Annotated in this window: 14 protein-coding genes; 7 read left to right on the forward strand and 7 right to left on the reverse strand. The window is 70.7% G+C overall.

Features of this window, described 5'->3' with window-relative positions:
- The first annotated feature begins 104 nt into the window (after positions 1-104).
- Positions 105-938, forward strand: a complete 834-nt coding sequence (locus I7X39_RS01755; RefSeq protein ID WP_198109227.1) for a substrate-binding periplasmic protein — start codon at positions 105-107, stop codon at positions 936-938.
- Here I7X39_RS01755 and miaA read toward each other — a convergent pair.
- From miaA to mutL, 3 genes are all read right to left on the reverse strand, one after another.
- Positions 926-1,852 (reverse strand): tRNA (adenosine(37)-N6)-dimethylallyltransferase MiaA, encoded by a 927-nt coding sequence (gene miaA, locus I7X39_RS01760; RefSeq protein ID WP_198109404.1) that lies wholly within the window; start codon positions 1,850-1,852, stop codon positions 926-928. The two genes, I7X39_RS01755 and miaA, sit on opposite strands and share 13 nt — an antisense overlap.
- Entirely contained in the window at positions 1,846-2,643 is a 798-nt protein-coding gene (locus I7X39_RS23555) for a pseudouridine synthase (RefSeq protein ID WP_310739829.1), read from the reverse strand. The genes miaA and I7X39_RS23555 overlap by 7 nt, the downstream gene beginning before the upstream one ends.
- A gap of 1,060 nt (positions 2,644-3,703) precedes the next feature.
- On the reverse strand, positions 3,704-5,578 hold the full coding sequence (gene mutL / locus I7X39_RS01770; protein ID WP_198109229.1) for a DNA mismatch repair endonuclease MutL: 1,875 nt from the start codon (positions 5,576-5,578) through the stop codon (positions 3,704-3,706).
- Between the two features lie 93 nt (positions 5,579-5,671).
- On the opposite strand from mutL, the gene I7X39_RS01775 reads away from it, so the two are divergent.
- A complete protein-coding gene (locus tag I7X39_RS01775) occupies positions 5,672-6,322 on the forward strand; it encodes a DedA family protein (protein ID WP_198109230.1) in 651 nt (216 codons plus the stop codon).
- 1 nt (position 6,323) lies between these two features.
- Here the strand turns inward: I7X39_RS01775 and I7X39_RS01780 are convergent, their stop codons facing one another.
- Both I7X39_RS01780 and tsaE read right to left on the reverse strand, forming a co-directional pair.
- Positions 6,324-7,697 (reverse strand): N-acetylmuramoyl-L-alanine amidase, encoded by a 1,374-nt coding sequence (locus I7X39_RS01780; protein ID WP_198109231.1) that lies wholly within the window; start codon positions 7,695-7,697, stop codon positions 6,324-6,326.
- A complete protein-coding gene (gene tsaE / locus I7X39_RS01785) occupies positions 7,694-8,185 on the reverse strand; it encodes a tRNA (adenosine(37)-N6)-threonylcarbamoyltransferase complex ATPase subunit type 1 TsaE (protein WP_232351635.1) in 492 nt (163 codons plus the stop codon). The genes I7X39_RS01780 and tsaE overlap by 4 nt, the downstream gene beginning before the upstream one ends.
- On the opposite strand from tsaE, the gene queG reads away from it, so the two are divergent.
- Genes queG through xerD form a run of 3 tightly spaced genes read left to right on the forward strand, consistent with a single transcriptional unit; the run spans position 8,184 to position 11,186 of the window.
- On the forward strand, positions 8,184-9,305 hold the full coding sequence (gene queG, locus I7X39_RS01790; RefSeq protein WP_232351636.1) for a tRNA epoxyqueuosine(34) reductase QueG: 1,122 nt from the start codon (positions 8,184-8,186) through the stop codon (positions 9,303-9,305). The genes tsaE and queG overlap by 2 nt on opposite strands.
- A 28-nt stretch (positions 9,306-9,333) precedes the next feature.
- The gene (locus I7X39_RS01795) at positions 9,334-10,302 is read left to right on the forward strand and encodes a tripartite tricarboxylate transporter substrate binding protein BugE (RefSeq protein ID WP_198109233.1); all 969 of its coding nucleotides are present in this window, start codon (positions 9,334-9,336) and stop codon (positions 10,300-10,302) included.
- Positions 10,299-11,186 carry a site-specific tyrosine recombinase XerD gene (gene xerD / locus I7X39_RS01800; protein ID WP_198109234.1) on the forward strand — a complete coding sequence of 296 codons (888 nt, stop codon included), beginning with the start codon at positions 10,299-10,301 and terminating at the stop codon, positions 11,184-11,186. The genes I7X39_RS01795 and xerD overlap by 4 nt, the downstream gene beginning before the upstream one ends.
- 9 nt (positions 11,187-11,195) lie before the next feature.
- Here xerD and I7X39_RS01805 read toward each other — a convergent pair whose 3' ends face one another.
- On the reverse strand, positions 11,196-12,278 hold the full coding sequence (locus I7X39_RS01805) for an ABC transporter substrate-binding protein (RefSeq protein WP_198109235.1): 1,083 nt from the start codon (positions 12,276-12,278) through the stop codon (positions 11,196-11,198).
- 2 nt (positions 12,279-12,280) lie between these two features.
- Entirely contained in the window at positions 12,281-12,751 is a 471-nt protein-coding gene (locus tag I7X39_RS01810) for an Lrp/AsnC family transcriptional regulator (protein WP_198109236.1), read from the reverse strand.
- Between the two features lie 113 nt (positions 12,752-12,864).
- Between I7X39_RS01810 and I7X39_RS01815 the strand changes: the two genes are divergently transcribed.
- Both I7X39_RS01815 and I7X39_RS23560 read left to right on the forward strand, forming a co-directional pair.
- Complete coding sequence (locus I7X39_RS01815; protein ID WP_198109237.1) at positions 12,865-13,467, forward strand: MarC family protein; 603 nt, start codon at positions 12,865-12,867, stop codon at positions 13,465-13,467.
- Positions 13,464-15,281 carry a diguanylate cyclase domain-containing protein gene (locus I7X39_RS23560; protein WP_198109238.1) on the forward strand — a complete coding sequence of 606 codons (1,818 nt, stop codon included), beginning with the start codon at positions 13,464-13,466 and terminating at the stop codon, positions 15,279-15,281. Before I7X39_RS01815 ends, I7X39_RS23560 begins: the two co-directional genes overlap by 4 nt.
- The last annotated feature ends 182 nt before the right edge of the window (positions 15,282-15,463 follow it).

Below are 15,463 nucleotides of genomic sequence, written 5' to 3' on the forward strand. Positions count from 1 at the left end.
GGTGAATGCAACTGGTTTGTTCGGGGCGGTGCGCGGCCGGGCGGGACGTAGAGTGCGCCCGCAACCGCCTTCCCACGCCCCTGCATCCTGTGCGCCGTCGACCCTTGCTTGCCCTGGCTGCCGCGCTGCCCCTGAGCGCACGCGCCGAGCCCCTCCAGCTGCGCTTCGCGCGCTTTTCCGCCACGCCGGACGACCCGCGTATCCACTTCCCGCTCGCCCTGCTGCGCGCCGCTCTGGGCCTGCATGGGCTGGAGGTGGATGTGCAGGCCTCCGAACAGGTGATGGAGCGCAGCCGTGCCATCAAGGAGCTGGAGGCCGGCCACATCGATTTCATCTGGAGCAGCCTGGGTCGGGAGATCGAGCAGGTGCTGCGGCCGGTGCGCATTCCCATTTACCGAGGCCTGATCGGCCAGCGCATCTTTCTGATCCATCGCGAGCGCGAGGCCGAATTCGCCCTAGTGCGCAAGCTCGACCACCTGGCTGCCTTCACGGCCGGCCAGGGCACGGGCTGGGTGGACACGCAGATCCTCCAAGCCGCCGGGCTCAAGGTGCTGACGAACACCTACGACGCGCTCTTTCGCATGCTGGCGCGCGGCGGCATCGACTACTTCCCGCGCGGCGCCAACGAAGCGCCGGCCGAACTGGCCGCGCGCGCCACGCAGTTCCCCGAACTGATGGTGGAGCCCCGCCTGGTGCTCAGCTACCGCAGCGACAACGTCTTCTTCGTGCGCCGCCAGAACGAGGTGCTGGCGCGGCAGATCGAAACCGGACTGCAGGCCCTGCATGCCAGCGGCGCCTACCAGCGCCTGTTCGAAACCCACCCCTATGTGCAGAAGGTGCTGGCCGAGGCCCGGCTGGACAAGCGCCAGCGTCTGGAGATTCCGAACCCGATGCTGAGCGAAGAGGACCGGCTCATCCCCGAGCGCTACTGGATGTAGTCGAGCAGCTGGGTGGCCAAGGCCTCGGGGCGAGCGTCCTTGGCCTCCAGCCGGATGCGCGTGGGCATGCTGCGCAGCCAGGTGATCTGGCGCTTGGCCAGCTGGCGTGTCGCCGCCTGGGCGCGTTCGCGCAGCGTTCTCAGGTTGGGCGGGTCGGCCTCATCCAGCGCTTCCCAGGCTTGGCGGTAGCCCACGCAACGCATCGAGGGCAGTTCCAGGTGCAGGTCGCCACGCGCGCGCAGCGCGCGCATCTCGTCCAGAAAGCCCGCCGCCAGCATGGCGTCGAAGCGGGCATCCAGGCGCTGGTGCAGCCAGGCACGGTCTTCGGTTTCGATGCTGATCAGCGGCCAATCCACCCCGGCGCTGCGCACGGCGCGCGCATGCCAGTCGGAGAGCGGGCGGCCGGTGCCGCGCAGCACCTCCAGGGCGCGCTGGATGCGCTGGCTGTCGGTGGGGTGCAGGCGGGCGGCCGTCACCGGGTCGCCCGCCGCCAGCTCGGCGTGCAGCGCGGGCCAGCCGCGGGCGGCGGCCTCGGCGTCTAGCTGGGCACGCAGCTCGGGGCGGCTGGGCGGCATGTCGGAGAGGCCCTCGCGCAGCGCCTTCACGTAGAGCATGGTGCCGCCCACCAGCAGCGGCAGGCGGCCGCGCGCCTGCACCTCGGCCACGCAGCGCTGGGCATCGGCCACGAACTGCGCGGCCGAGTAGCTCTCCAGCGGGTCGCGGATGTCGATCAGATGGTGCGGCACCGCCGCGCGTTCGGCCGCCGTGGGCTTGGCGCTGCCGATGTCCATGGCGCGGTAGATCAGCGCCGAGTCGACGCTGATGATCTCTAGCGGCAGCCGCTCGGCCAGGGCCAGCGCGGCCGCCGTCTTGCCGGCCCCGGTGGGGCCGACGAGGATCAGCGGGCTCAGAATTTTTCCCAAGGTGCCAGGTAGCGCCACTGGCCCATCGGCAAGGCGGAAAGCGGGATGCGGCCCATGCGCACGCGCTTCAGGCCCAGCACCTTCAGGCCCACCAGCTCGCACATGCGACGGATCTGGCGCTTGCGGCCCTCGCGCAGCACGAAACGCAGCTGGTCTTCGTTCGCCCAGCTGACCTTGGCCGGGCGCAGCTGCACGCCGTCCAGCTCCAGGCCATGGTTCAGCAAGGCCAGCTGACTTTCCGGGAAGCTGTGCATCGGGGCAGCCTCAGCCTCGAGGGCATCGGCCAGCGCCACGCGCACCAGGTATTCCTTCTCGACCTCGCTGTCGTCGCCGATCAGCGCCTTGGCCACGCGGCCGTCCTGGGTGAAGACGAGCAGGCCGGTGGAGTCGATGTCCAGGCGGCCGGCCGGCGCCAGCCCGCGCAGCTGGGCGGGGTTGAAGTGAATGTGGCCCTGGGTCGGGTCCTCGGCCCAGCGGGTATCAGGGCGGATCAGGCTGACCGCGGGCTCGTAGCCGTCCTCCGGCTGGCCGGACACCAGACCGATGGGCTTGTGGAGCAGGATGGTGACGCGCTGCGCCTGCTGCTTGTGGGCGGCCGGGTCGATCTCGATCTGCACCTCGGGTGCCACGCGCTGGCCCAGCACGGCCAGCTTGCCGTCCACGCGCACCCAGCCCATTTCGATCCACTCGTCGGCCTCGCGGCGCGAGGCCAGGCCGCGGTCGGCCATGACCTTCGAGAGGCGTTCGCCCTCGGCCTCGATGTTGATGCGCGGCGGGGCCACACGGGTCGGACGGTCCTCACGCGGGCCTTCGAAGCGACGGTCATCGCGGCGCGGTGGGCGGTCGCCCCAGGAACCGCCCTCGCGGGGTGGGCGATCGCCAAAAGTGCCGCCTTCACGCGACGGACGGTCGCCCCGCGGGCCACCGAAACCACGGTCATCGCGGCGCGGCGGACGGTCACCAAACGAGCCACCTTCACGTGGGGGACGGTCGCCCCGCGGGCCGCCGAAGCCGCGCTCATCGCGGCGCGGCGGACGGTCACCAAAAGAACCGCCTTCGCGAGGCGGACGATCGCCCCGCGGGCCGCCGAAGCCACGGTCATCGCGGCGCGGCGGACGGTCGCCGAAGGAGCCGCCTTCACGTGGGGGACGGTCGCCCCGCGGGCCACCGAAGCCGCGCTCATCGCGGCGCGGCGGGCGGTCACCAAAAGAGCCACCTTCGCGAGGCGAACGATCGCCCCGCGGGCCGCTGAAGCCGCGGTCATCGCGGCGCGGCGGGCGATCGCCGAAGGAGCTGCCTTCACGAGGCGGACGATCGCCCCGCGGGCCGCCGAAGCCACGGTCGTCGCGGCGCGGCGGGCGGTCACCAAAGGAGCCACCTTCACGAGGCGGACGATCGCCCCGCGGGCCGCCGAAGCCATGGTCGTCGCGGCGCGGCGGGCGGTCACCAAAGGAGCCACCTTCACGCGGCGGACGATCACCCCGCGGGCCGCCCTCGCGTTGCGGACGGTCCCCTCGGGGACCGCCGAAGCTGCGGTCATCACGGCGCGGCGGACGATCCCCAAAACCCCCCCCGTCTTCACGCCGTGGCGGACGGTCCCCGCGGGGGCCGCCTTCACCACGTGGGCGGTCCGTACGCGGACCGCCAAACCCACCGCCGTCCTCGCGCCGCGGTGGCCGCTCCCGGGCGCGCTGCTCGCGCTCGGCCTGGGCTTCGGCCAGCGTCGGGCGCTTCTTGGGGGTGTTCATGCCACGCACGGGGGCACGGTCACCGCGCGGCGCGGGGCCGCCCTTGAGCTTGAGGGTGGATTTCTTCTTGTCGTCGTCGGTCATAGGGTGGCCCTCAACGGCCGCGCAGGAAGAGCGCGTCCAGGTCTCGCAGGCTGAGCTGGCGCCAGGTGGGGCGCCCGTGGTTGCATTGGTCGGCGCGCTCGGTGCGCTCCATATCGCGCAGCAGCGCGTTCATCTCGGTCAGGCTGAGCTGGCGGTTGGCGCGCACGGCGGCGTGGCAGGCCATGGTGGCCAGCAGGTCATGCTGGGCGCGCTCCAGCACCTGGCTGCCGCCGTGCTGGCCCAGGTCGGCCAGCACCTGGCGGCTCAGGGCCACGAGGTCGGCGCCGTCCAGCAGGGCCGGGCGGCTGCGCAGGGCCAGTTGCTGGCGGCCCAGCGGGCTCAGGTCCAGGCCGAGCTGCAGCAGGGTGTCGGCATGGGCCTCGGCCAGCGCCAGCTCCTCGGCCGAGGCGGCGAAGGCGAGCGGGATCAGCAGCGGTTGCGCGTCCATGCGACGCGCCAGCGCCTGCTTGAAACGTTCGTACAGCACGCGCTCGTGCGCGGCGTGCATGTCCACCAGCACCAGACCCTGGCGGTTCTCGGCCAGCACGTAAATGCCATGCAGCTGGGCGATGGCGCGGCCCAGCGGCCATTCGTCCTGCACCGGAGCGGGTGCCGCCGCGGTGGGCGCGCTGGTCGCGACGGATGTGACGGGCGCGACGGGAGACGTCAGCCGGGCCAGCCAGGCGTCGCGCTCGGGCGGCGCGGGTTCGCTGCGCGGCGCGGACCACGAAAGGGCCGTCTGTTCGCGCGGCATCGCCAGCGGGGGTGGGCTGCTGAAGGCGGGCGCCTCGGCGGCGCGCAGCGGGCTGGCGGCAGGCGCAAGGCTGTAGCTCACTGTGGCTGCGGGCTCGGCTGCGGGCAGCTCTTCGGCGCGGGACTGCGCCAGCGCCTCCACCGCCAGCCGGCGCAGCTGCTGGTGCAGGCCGCGGCTGTCGCGAAAGCGCACCTCGCTCTTGGTGGGGTGCACGTTCACGTCCACCAGCTCGGGGTTGATGTCGATCGCCACCCAGTAGCTGGGCTGGCGCTGGCCGTGCAGCACGTCGTCGAAGGCCGAGCGCAGGGCGTGGGCGAGCGTGCGGTCGCGCACGAAGCGGCCGTTGACGTAGAGGTATTGCAGATCGGCGCGCGCCCGCGCCGCTTCGGGCAGGCCCAGGCGGCCGAGGATCCGCAGCGCCGGCACTTCCCATTCGAAGGGGCGGCTGGCAGCCACGAAGTCCTCACCCAGCACGTCGGCCAGGCGCTGCTGGCGGGGGGCCGGGCGCCATTGCTCCACCAGCTTGCCCTCGCTCCAGAGTGCAAAGCCGACCTCGGGATACGCCAGGGCTTGGCGGCGCAGGGCTTCCAGGCAATGCGCCTGCTCTGTGGCTTCGGTCTTGAGGAATTTGCGGCGCGCCGGGGTGTTGAAGAAGAGCTCGCGCACCTCGATCGTGGTGCCGCGGCCGCGCGCCGCGGCGCGCAGCTCGCCCGAGCGGGCGTCCAGGCGCGTGGCGTGGGCGGCCTCGGGCGTGCGGCTGGTGATGGACAAATCGGACACCGAGGCAATGGCCGCCAGGGCCTCTCCCCGGAAACCCAGGCTGCCCACGCACTCCAGTTCGCGCAGGTCGCGGATCTTGCTGGTGGCATGGCGGCGCAGCGCCAGCGGCAGCTCCTCCGGCGGGATGCCCATGCCGTCGTCTTCCACCGTGATGCAGCGGATGCCGCCGCCCAGCAGGCGCACCGTCACTTGCGTGGCGCCGGCGTCCAGGGCGTTGTCCAGCAGCTCGCGCACGGCGGCGGCGGGGCGGTCCACCACCTCGCCGGCGGCGATCTGGCTGACCAGTTCGTCGGGCAGTTCGGCGATGGGGCGGCGTACCGGCATGGCGGTGGCCAGGGCGGTTTCGGTCATGGCGGGCGGGGGAGGGTGGAGCAGCGGGGATCCCGCAGACGAGGGCCCGAGTATCCCAGGGCGGCCCCGCACGGGCGGCCAAAATCGCGCGCCATGGAAATCCTTGCCCTGCTGATTGACTTCATCCTGCACGTCGACCGCCACATCGAGAGCTTTGTGGCGAGCTACGGCCTGTGGGTCTACGCGTTGCTGTTTGCCATCGTCTTCGTCGAGACCGGCCTGGTGGTGATGCCCTTCCTGCCGGGTGACTCACTCCTATTCGTGGTGGGCGCGCTGTGCGGCGTGGGGGCGATGAACCTGCCGCTGGCGATTGCCGTGCTGCTGGTGGCGGCCATCCTGGGCGACCAGTGCAACTACACAATCGGGCGCTATTTCGGGCCCAAGGTGTTCCAGTGGGAGCAAAGCCGCTTCTTCAACAAGAAGGCCTTCAACGCCGCGCACGAGTTCTACGAGCGCCATGGCGGCATCACCATCGTCATCGCCCGCTTCATGCCCTTCATCCGCACCTTTGCGCCCTTCGTGGCCGGAGTGGCCGAGATGACGCGCAGCAAGTTCACCGCCTTCAATGTGCTGGGCGGGGCGATCTGGGTCGTCGGGCTGGTGCTGCTGGGCTATGCCTTCGGCAACATCCCGCTCGTGAAGCAGCACATGGAGAAGGTGATCTGGGCGCTGATCATCATTCCGGGGCTGATTGCCATCGTCGGCGGCTGGCGCGCGCAGCGCCAGCAGAAGGCGGCGGGCTGATTCAGCTGCTGCGACGGCTCACCGGGGTGCGTTTGCCCAGGTAGCGCAGCAGGCCCTTGGCCAGGGCCTGCACCAGCTCGCGCTGGTAGTCGGGGTCGCGTAGCTTGGCCTCTTCCTCGGGGTTCGAGATGAAGGCGGTCTCGACCAGGATGGAGGGCACATCGGGCGCCTTCAGCACCGCAAAGCCGGCCTGCTCGACCCGCGGCTTGTGCAGGCGGCCCACCTTGCCGATCTGCCCCAGCACCTCGGAGCCCAGCTGGAGGCTGTCCTTGATCTGCGCCGTGGTGCTCATGTCGGCCATCACGCGCAGCACCGTCTCGTCCTTGACGGCCAGCTGGTTCAGGCCGCCCACGGCGTCGGCGGCGTTCTCCTTCTCGGCCAGCCAGCGTGCGGCGGCGCTGGTGGCGGCCTTGTCGGCCAGCGCGAACACCGACGCCCCGCGTGCCTGTGGGCGGATGAAGGCGTCGGCATGGATGGAGACGAATATATCGGCGCCCACGCGCCGCGCCTTGCGCACGCGTTCGTGCAGGGGCACGAAGTAGTCGGCATCGCGCGTCATCAGCACGCGCACGTTCGGTTCCTGCAGCAGACGCTCGCGCAGCTGCTTGGCCACGGCCAGCACCACGTCCTTCTCGCGCAGCCCGGTGGGGCCGATGGCCCCGGGGTCCTCGCCGCCATGGCCGGGGTCGAGCGCCACCACGACCAGGCGCTCCACGCGCGGCTTGCGCGGGCTGGGCGGTGGCGGGGCGGAGGCCGCTGGCGCAGGCGCCGGTGCGACCGGCGCTGAAGCAGTGGGAGCCGGTGCCGGCGCCGGACTGCTGGCCTTGTCCTGCGGCAGCTTCTGGATCCATTCACCCAGCGCGTCGTTGACGTCCTCGGCGGCCGCCTTGGCATTGCTCTCGCGCTCCTGCAGCAGGGCCAGCAGGGGGTCGGCAGCGCCCGGGGCGGGGTAGAGGTCCAGCACCAGGCGGTGCTGGTAGGCGGCCACCGGGGCGAGCGTGAAGACCTGCGGGGCGATGCCCTGTTTCAGGTCGAACACCAGACGCACCACGCGCGGCTGGTACTGGCCGATGCGCACGCTGGCGATGAAGGGGTCGTCGGCCTGCAGCTTGGCCACTAGCTCTTTGAGCCGCAGCGAAAGGCTCAGGCCGTCGATGTCGATCACCAGGCGCTCCGGCGCCTCGGTGACGAAATGCCGGGCCGCCAGCGGCCGCTCCGATTCGAGCGTGACGCGGGTGTAGGCCGCGGCCGGCCACAGGCGCACGGCCAGCAAGTTGGCGTCCGCGCCGGCGGCGGGGGCCGTGGCCGCGCGCGCGGCCAGTGGCCAGGTCCAGGCGCAGGCGCCATGCAGCAGCAGGAGGCGGCGCGTGCTCATCCGGCCAGGGCCTTCAGCAGCACCCGGCCGCGGGGCGTGAAGGCCTGGGCCTGCACGCTGCGGATGTCTTCGCTGCCATCGTCCGCGCCCTCGATCTGCAGGCGCAAATCCGCCTGGGGCAGCAGGCCGGCTGCATGTTCGGGCCACTCCACCAGCTTCAGGCCGGGGCCGGCCAGCAGCTCGCGAAAGCCGGCGTCCTCCCACTCGCGCGGGTCGCTGAAGCGGTAGAAGTCGAAGTGGTGGACCTCGCCCGCCGGCGGTTCATAGCTCTCCAGCACGGCGTAGCTGGGGCTTTTGATGCGCCCCTGCACACCCAGCGCGCGCAGCAGGTGCCGCACCAGGGTGGTCTTGCCCGCACCCAGGCCGCCCTCCAGCAGCAGCAGGGCCGGAAAAAGTTCGGGGCAATGCGCCAGGCGCGCGGCGGCAGCCTGGGTGGCGGCCTCGTCGGGCCAATGCAGCAGGGAAGGCGTTTCTAGAATCGCGGCCATGGAGATTGAGAGGCCCGGCCAGCCGGCTGTGAACACCGCCGCGCTGCTGCCCAAGATCGAAGCCTGGGCCAGGGCGCTGGGATTCTCCCAAATCGGCGTCGCCCCCATTGATTTGCACGAGGCCGAGCCTGGCCTGCTGGCCTGGTTGCAGGCCGGTTTTCATGGCGACATGGACTACATGGCCGCCCATGGGCTCAAGCGTGCGCGCCCGGCCGAGCTGGTGCCCGGCACGCTCAGCGTCATCACCGCGCGCATGGATTACCTGCCGAGCAGCACGCCTGATGACTGGCGCGCCATCGAGTGGCAAGGCCTGCGCCGGCCCGCCCAGGCCCAGGTGTCGATCTATGCCCGCGGCCGGGACTATCACAAGGTGCTGCGCCAGCGCCTGCAAAAGCTGGCCGACCAGATCGCCGCCGAGATCGGCCCCTTCGGCCACCGCTGCTTCACCGATTCGGCGCCGCTGCTCGAAGTGGAGCTGGCCAGCCGCTCGGGCCTGGGCTGGCGCGGCAAGCACACGCTGACGCTGAGCCGCGCGGCCGGCTCCACGTTCTTTCTGGGCGAGATCCTCGTCGACCTGGCGCTGCCGCCCACACCACCCGAAAGCGCCCACTGCGGCGCCTGCACGGCCTGCCTGGACGTCTGCCCGACGGCCGCCATCGTGGCGCCATACCGCCTGGACGCGCGCCGCTGCATCTCCTACCTGACGATCGAGCAGGACGGTCCGATTCCGCCCGAGCTGCGCCCGGCGATGGGCAACCGGATCTATGGCTGCGACGACTGCCAGCTCGCCTGCCCCTGGAACAAGTTCGCCCAGCGCAGCAGCCTGCCGGATTTCGACAGCCGGGACGCGCTCAATCAGCCCAGCCTGCTCGTGCTGTGGGCCTGGGACGAAGCCGAGTTCCTGCGCCGCACCGAGGGCTCGCCGATCCGCCGCATCGGCATCCGCCGCTGGCGCCGCAACCTGGCCGTGGCCCTGGGCAACGCGCTGCGCGCCAGCGGCGATCCCGCCCTCCGCGCGGCCCTGCAGGCTGCGCTGCCGGCGGCCGACGCCCAGCTGGCCGAGCACATCGAATGGGCCCTCGCGCAAGCCCCAGGTGGCCACGCCGGCACGGCGGCCTAGCATCGCCCCGAACTTCCGGAGCCCCCGCATGCAACGCCGAGACCTGCTGACCCTTGCCGCCGCCCTGGGCGTGTCGCCCCAGCTGCTGGCCCAGGCCTACCCGGCCAAACCGGTGCGCCTGATCGTGCCCTTTGCCCCCGGAGGCACCACCGACATCATTGCCCGCGTGCTGGCCGAACGCATCCAACCCGCGCTCGGCGCCACCTTGGTGGTGGACAACCGGGCCGGCGGCGGCGGCGTGGTGGGCGCCACCGAGATCGCGCGCGCCGCCCCCGACGGCTACACCATCGGCATGGCCACCGTGTCCACCACGGCGGCCAACCCGGCCATCAACCCGCGCATCGCCTACCAGCCGCTCACCGATTTCACGCCCATCATCAACATCGCCGCCACGCCCAACGTGATCGCGGTGCATCCGAGCTTCCCGGCTCGCGATTACGCCGGCTTTCTGGCCGAGATCAAAAAGAAGCCCGGCCACTACAGCTACGCCAGCTCGGGCACCGGCGGCATCGGCCATTTACAGACCGAGCTGTTCAAGAGCCTGACCGGCAGCTTCATCGTCCACATCCCCTACCGCGGCGCCGGCCCGGCCTTGAATGACGTGGTGGCGGGCCAGGTGCCCATCATTTTTGACAACCTGCCCTCGGCCCTGCCGCACATCAAGGATGGCCGCCTGGTGCCCATCGTGGTGGCGGCGCCCGCCCGGCTGGCGCAATTGCCCAATGTCCCCACCTTCGCCGAACTGAAGCTGGAGCCGGTGAACCGCATGGCCTATTACGGCCTGCATGCGCCCAAGGGCCTGCCGCGCGAGCTCGTGGCCAAGCTGCACGCCGCCGCCAAGCGCACCTGCGAGCTGGTGGATGTGAAAAAGCGCATCGAGGACACCGGCTCGCTGCTGGTGTTGAACACGCCGGAGCAGTTCGCCGAACAGATCGCTGCCGAATTCGCGGTCTATAAGAAGGTGGTCGAACAGCAGAAGCTGAAACTAGAAGGGTGAGCGCCACCGAAGGCATCGAGGCCTTCGTGCGCGCGCTGTGGCTGGAAGAAGGCCTGAGCGAGCGCACCCGAGAGGCCTACGCACGCGATCTGCACGGCCTGGCGGCCTGGCTGGCGGCGCAGGGCCAGCGCTTGGACGAGGCCCGCGAGAGCGATTTGCAGGCCTATGCGCTGGCCCGCCACGCCGGCAGCAAGGCGAGCAGCGCCAACCGCCGCCTGTCCAGCTTCAAGCGCTACTACCGCTGGGCCCTGCGGGAGGGCCGCATCCAGCAGGACCCGACCCTGCGCCTGAACGCCGCCCGCCAGGCGCTGCGCGTGCCCAAGGTGCTGAGCGAGGCGCAGGTGGAAGCGCTGCTGGCCGCGCCGGGCGAAGACGGCCCGCTGGCCCTGCGCGACCGCGCCATGCTGGAGCTGCTCTATGCCAGCGGCCTGCGCGTGAGCGAGCTGGTGGAGCTGCCCAGCGTCGGCCTGAACCTGCGCGACGGCCTGGTGCGGGTGCGGGGCAAGGGCGAGAAGGAGCGCCTGGTGCCCATCGGTGAGCCGGCGCGCGCCGCCATCCAGCGCTACCTGGCCGAAGCGCGCACACCCCTGCTGGGGGCCCGGCGCAGCGAGGCGCTGTTCGTCACCGTGCAGGGCGCGGCCATGAGCCGGCAGATGTTCTGGAAGCTGATAAAGCGCTATGCCGCGCAGGCTGGCGTGCAGGTGCCGCTGTCACCGCACACCCTGCGCCATGCCTTCGCCACCCACCTGCTCAACCACGGCGCCGACCTGCGCGCCGTGCAGCTGCTGCTGGGCCACGCGGATCTTTCCACCACGCAGATCTACACCCATGTGGCGCGTGAGCGGCTCAAGGCGCTGGTGGCGCAGCACCATCCAAGAGGCTAGCGGTCAGTCCTAATCCCGCACGATGCGAACCAGGCGCGAACCGCGCCGCTCGCTGGCACCGTACTGCACCACGTAGCCGCCCAGATCCAGGCGGCCCAGCCCGGCCAGGGCCTGCAGTACCCGGGCGCGCGTTGGTGGCCCTTTCACATGGCGCAAGGCCTCCAGCAGCACGCGGGTGGCCAGATAGCCTTCCAGGCTGATCGAGTCGAAGGCATTTGCGCCCATGGCACGCAGGGCGCGCTGGTACTGCGCCACCACGGGCAACTGGGCGTCTTCCGGGTCGGGCACCACCTGGGCGAACACCAGGCCTTGCAGGCTGCCGCCCAGGGCGCTGCGCAGGGGTTCGCGCCCGGCAAAGGACAGTGAGTAAAAGCGCCCGCGGTAGCCGGCCTTGCGCGCCTGTTCGATGAAGGCCGCGCAGGTCTCGTAAGTGCTGACCATGTAGATGGCCTCGGCGTTCTCCGTCAATTCGTGCACCGCGTCGGCCACCTCCACGGTGTTGCGCTTCACGGTTGCGGCCGCGCCCAGCGTAATGCCGGCTGCGGCGACGGCGTCGCGCAGCGCTTCAAGCCCGGCGCGGCCGTACAGATCGGCCTGGTAGAAGACGTTGACGCGCCGGGCGCCGTCGGAACGGATGGCGTGGGCGAGCGCGCGGCCTTCGTCGCGGTAGCTGGCGCGCACCATGAAAACCTGCGGATTGGCCCGCTCCCACAGCGCATCCGCCCCCGTGTAGGGGCCGACGAAGGCCAGCTGGTGGCGCTTGACCAGAGGCAGCGCCGCCATGCTGGTGGGTGTGCCCACATAGCCAAGCAGAGCCAGCACGCGTTCATCGCCCACCAGGGCTTCGGTGTTGGCCACGGCGCGATCGGGCTCGTAGCCGTCGTCCAGCAGGTCCAGCACCAGCGGCTGGCCCTGGATGCCACCCTGTTCGTTGGCTGCCTGCAGCGCGGCCTGACTGCCCAGGTGGTACTGCCGCCCCAGGGCCGCTGCCGGACCGGTGAGGGCCGCCGACGCGCCGATGCGCAAGAGCGGAGCGGCCTGGGCCACGCCGCTGACCGCCGCCAGGGCCGTGAGCAGCTGGCGGCGTTGCATGCTCAGCGCACCGGCAGGGCGGCAGGCGCCTTGACCTCTTCCAGGCAGACCATCGAGCGCACGTCGGCCACCCCCTTGATCTGCATCAGCCGGTCGGTCAGCAGCTGCGACAGGCTGCGCAGGTCGCGCGCCACCACCTTGAGCAGGTAATCGCAGTCACCGCTGACGGTGTGGATCTCCAGCACCTCGGGCTGGTCCCGCAACAGGCCTTCGATGTCGCGCACGCGCTCGAAGGCCTCGGCGGCGATGTTGACGCTGACGAAGGCGGTCACGCCCAGATCCAGCGCCGCGGGCTGCACCAGCGCCCGGTAGCCGCGCACCACGCCACGCTCCTCGAGTGCACGCACACGCCGGAAGCACTGAGGCGCCGACAGCTGCACTTCGGCCGCCAGATCGACGTTCGAAATCCGCCCATCCCGTTGCAGCACTTCGAGAATCTTGCAATCAATCGCGTCTAGCTTTGCGCTTTCCATCTGTCCCCGAGATGCAGTGAAAGTTTGTTGCGCGATCCTAGCCTTCCCGTTGCGCGCTGGCGGCGGACTTTTCGCACGCAGAATGACCGGGTCCGGAACCGCGCCGCATCCCCATGGACCACAACTTTGTCTCGGCCCTGATCCTGCTGCTGCTTGTGCTGGATCCGCTCGGCAGCCTGCCCATCTGCATTCCCATCATGCGCGAGGTGCCGCGCGAACGCAGGGCGCGCGTGGCGGTGCGCGAGGTCGGCATCGCCTTCCTGGTGCTGCTGGCCTTCATGTACACCGGCGAAGGCTTCCTGCGCGTCATGCACCTGAGCGAGCGCTCACTTGAAGTGGCCGGAGGCGTGATCCTGTTGATGGTGGCCATCCGCATGATCTTTTCCAGTCACGGTGAATCGGTCTACGGTGTGGCGCCCGGCCGGGAGCCCTTGATCTTTCCGCTCGCCGTGCCCCTGCTGGCCGGGCCCTCGGCCATGGCCACCGTGCTGCTGCTGGCCTCGCGCCAGCCCGAGAAGATCGGCCAGTGGGTCGGCGCGCTGGCCGTGGCCATGGCCGTCTGCGGCATCACCCTGCTGCTGGCCGAACGCATTCGCAAGCTGCTCGGTGACTCGGTCGTCACCGCGCTGGAAAAGCTGATGGGCCTGGTGCTGACGGCCATCGCGGTAGAAATGATCCTGGCGGGGCTGAAGCGGTACTTCGTGGGGGGCTTGTGAGCACCCGCCGTGCCTACCCCTTGCGCTGGCTGCTGCTGGTGCCGGCCATCCTGGTGATGCTGGGCATGGCGCTGGGCGTGGGCGCACTGAGCTGGCGCGCGGCGCGCGTGAGCAGCGAGTCGGTCGAGCAGCGCCTGGTTGAGGAGATCGCCAGCGGCGTCGAACAGCATCTGCAGGGCCTGCTGCGTTCGGCGCACGATGTGGTGCAGGAAAACGCCGGCGCCTTCCGCCTCGGCCTGTTGCCGCTGGAGCCGCCCTCCCAGTTGCAGCAACGCCTGCTGAACCAGATCCGCCACCAGCCGCACCTGACCTTCATCAGCGTCGGGCTGCCGGACGGCGGCCTGATCAGCGCCTCGCGCCACCCGGTGGATGGCGGCCTGCGCCTCATCACCGCCGAGCGCGGCGGCCCGCTGACGCGCTACCGCGTGCTCGACGAGGGTAGCGGCCGCACCGAGCTCGAAGACCGCGGCGACCCCTATGACAGCCGCAGCCTGGTCTGGTACCAGCGGGCCGCCCAGAGCGGCGAGCTGGGCTGGTACCCGGTGGTGGCCTACCGCAGCTACGCCTCGCTGGGGCTGGGCCTTTCGGCCCCTTTGCGCAATGCGCAGGGCAAGGGGCCGCTGGGCGTGGCGGGGGCCGATCTCGGCTTGGTGCAGCTGTCGCGCTTCCTGGCCGCCCGTTTCGCGGGGCGCTCGGGCCTGGCCTTCGTGGCCGAGCAGGACGGCCAGCTGCTCGCCAGCTCCACCGAGGCCGACGCCCAGTACACCCCGATCCGTCTCGACCATCGCCAGCTGGCCCAGCAAGCCGACCCGCGGCTGCGCGCCGTGGCCGACTGGATCGGCCGGCAGGGCAATCGCACCGAGGCCACCAACCGCCCGGTGAAGCTGCAGGTCGAGGGGCGCCCCTACCTGCTCAATCTGCGCGAGGTGCGCGGCGCCGGCGGCTTGGAGCTGCTGCAGGGCGTGCTGCTGGAAGAGGACGCCTTGCTCGGTTCCTGGCGCGCGCAGGCGCGCTGGGCGCTGATCTGGGTGCTGGCCCTGGCCTTGCTGGCCATCGGGCTGCTGTTCGCGCTGCTCACACGCCTGGTGCGCGAGCTCGACACCCTGGGCCAGGCCGCCAGCGGCCTGGCGTTGGGGCAGGGCGGTGTGCGGGTGCCCGAGGACGGGCCCATCCTCGAACTGCGCCGCCTGGGTGCGCTGTTCAACCACATGGGCGTGCAGGTGCAGCGTTCGCTGTCCACGCTCAAGGGGGAGGTGAGCACGCGCAGCGACGAACTGGCCCTGGCCCAGGCCGAACTGCAGCGCCAGCTGGCGCTCGACAGCCTGACCCAGATCGCCAACCGCGGCCGCTTCGAGGAGGAGCTGGACAAGGCCTGGCGCCGCGCCCAGCGCCAGTCGCAAGCGCTCGCTCTGCTGGTGCTGGATGTGGACGCCTTCAAGCTCTACAACGAGCGCCATGGCCAGGTGGCCGGCGACACCCTGCTGCGCGGCCTGGCCGAGCTGCTCGAAGGCATGCAGCGCCGGCCCGACGACCTGGCCGCTCGCCTGAGCGCCGACCGTTTCGTGCTGCTGCTGCCCGGCACCGACCCCCAGGGGGCCGCTCAGGAGGCCGAGGAACTGCTGCTGCGTGTGCGCTCGCGCGGCTGGCCGCAGGCCCCGGGCGCCCCGGCCTCCACCGTGAGCATCAGCATCGGGGTGGCGATCGCCTGGCCGGACGATGTGGACAGCCCGGCCGGGCTGCTGCAACGCGCGGAGCACAGCCTGGCGGCGGCCAAATCCGGCGGGCGGAACCGCTGGGTCTGTCTCAGCGCCTGATTTCAGGATAAGAAATTTGCATTTCGCAATGCGGCAAGGCGATTGAAAATTGCTCGCTGACATTTCTCGCTATGAAATTTACATATCCACATCGCGAAATGAACGAACTAAGTCATTGTTTTTGAAGGAAAACTTTTCCTAGGGGTAGCACCCCAATTGTCAAGCTCCCGAAAGCGGAAGTC

The organism is Inhella proteolytica (assembly GCF_016093275.1).
Classification (GTDB): Bacteria; Pseudomonadota; Gammaproteobacteria; order Burkholderiales; family Burkholderiaceae_C; genus Inhella; species Inhella proteolytica.

Bases quoted from the DNA above. Each gene is read 5' to 3' on its own strand.
- mutL (WP_198109229.1), bottom strand. From the start codon at position 5,578: ATGACCGAAACCGCCCTGGCCACCGCCATGCCGGTACGCCGCCCCATC.
- I7X39_RS01775 (WP_198109230.1), top strand. From the start codon at position 5,672: ATGGAAATCCTTGCCCTGCTGATTGACTTCATCCTGCACGTCGACCGC.
- I7X39_RS01780 (WP_198109231.1), bottom strand. From the start codon at position 7,697: ATGAGCACGCGCCGCCTCCTGCTGCTGCATGGCGCCTGCGCCTGGACC.
- queG (WP_232351636.1), top strand. From the start codon at position 8,184: ATGGAGATTGAGAGGCCCGGCCAGCCGGCTGTGAACACCGCCGCGCTG.
- tsaE (WP_232351635.1), bottom strand. From the start codon at position 8,185: ATGGCCGCGATTCTAGAAACGCCTTCCCTGCTGCATTGGCCCGACGAG.
- I7X39_RS01795 (WP_198109233.1), top strand. From the start codon at position 9,334: ATGCAACGCCGAGACCTGCTGACCCTTGCCGCCGCCCTGGGCGTGTCG.
- I7X39_RS01805 (WP_198109235.1), bottom strand. From the start codon at position 12,278: ATGCAACGCCGCCAGCTGCTCACGGCCCTGGCGGCGGTCAGCGGCGTG.
- I7X39_RS01810 (WP_198109236.1), bottom strand. From the start codon at position 12,751: ATGGAAAGCGCAAAGCTAGACGCGATTGATTGCAAGATTCTCGAAGTG.
- I7X39_RS01815 (WP_198109237.1), top strand. From the start codon at position 12,865: ATGGACCACAACTTTGTCTCGGCCCTGATCCTGCTGCTGCTTGTGCTG.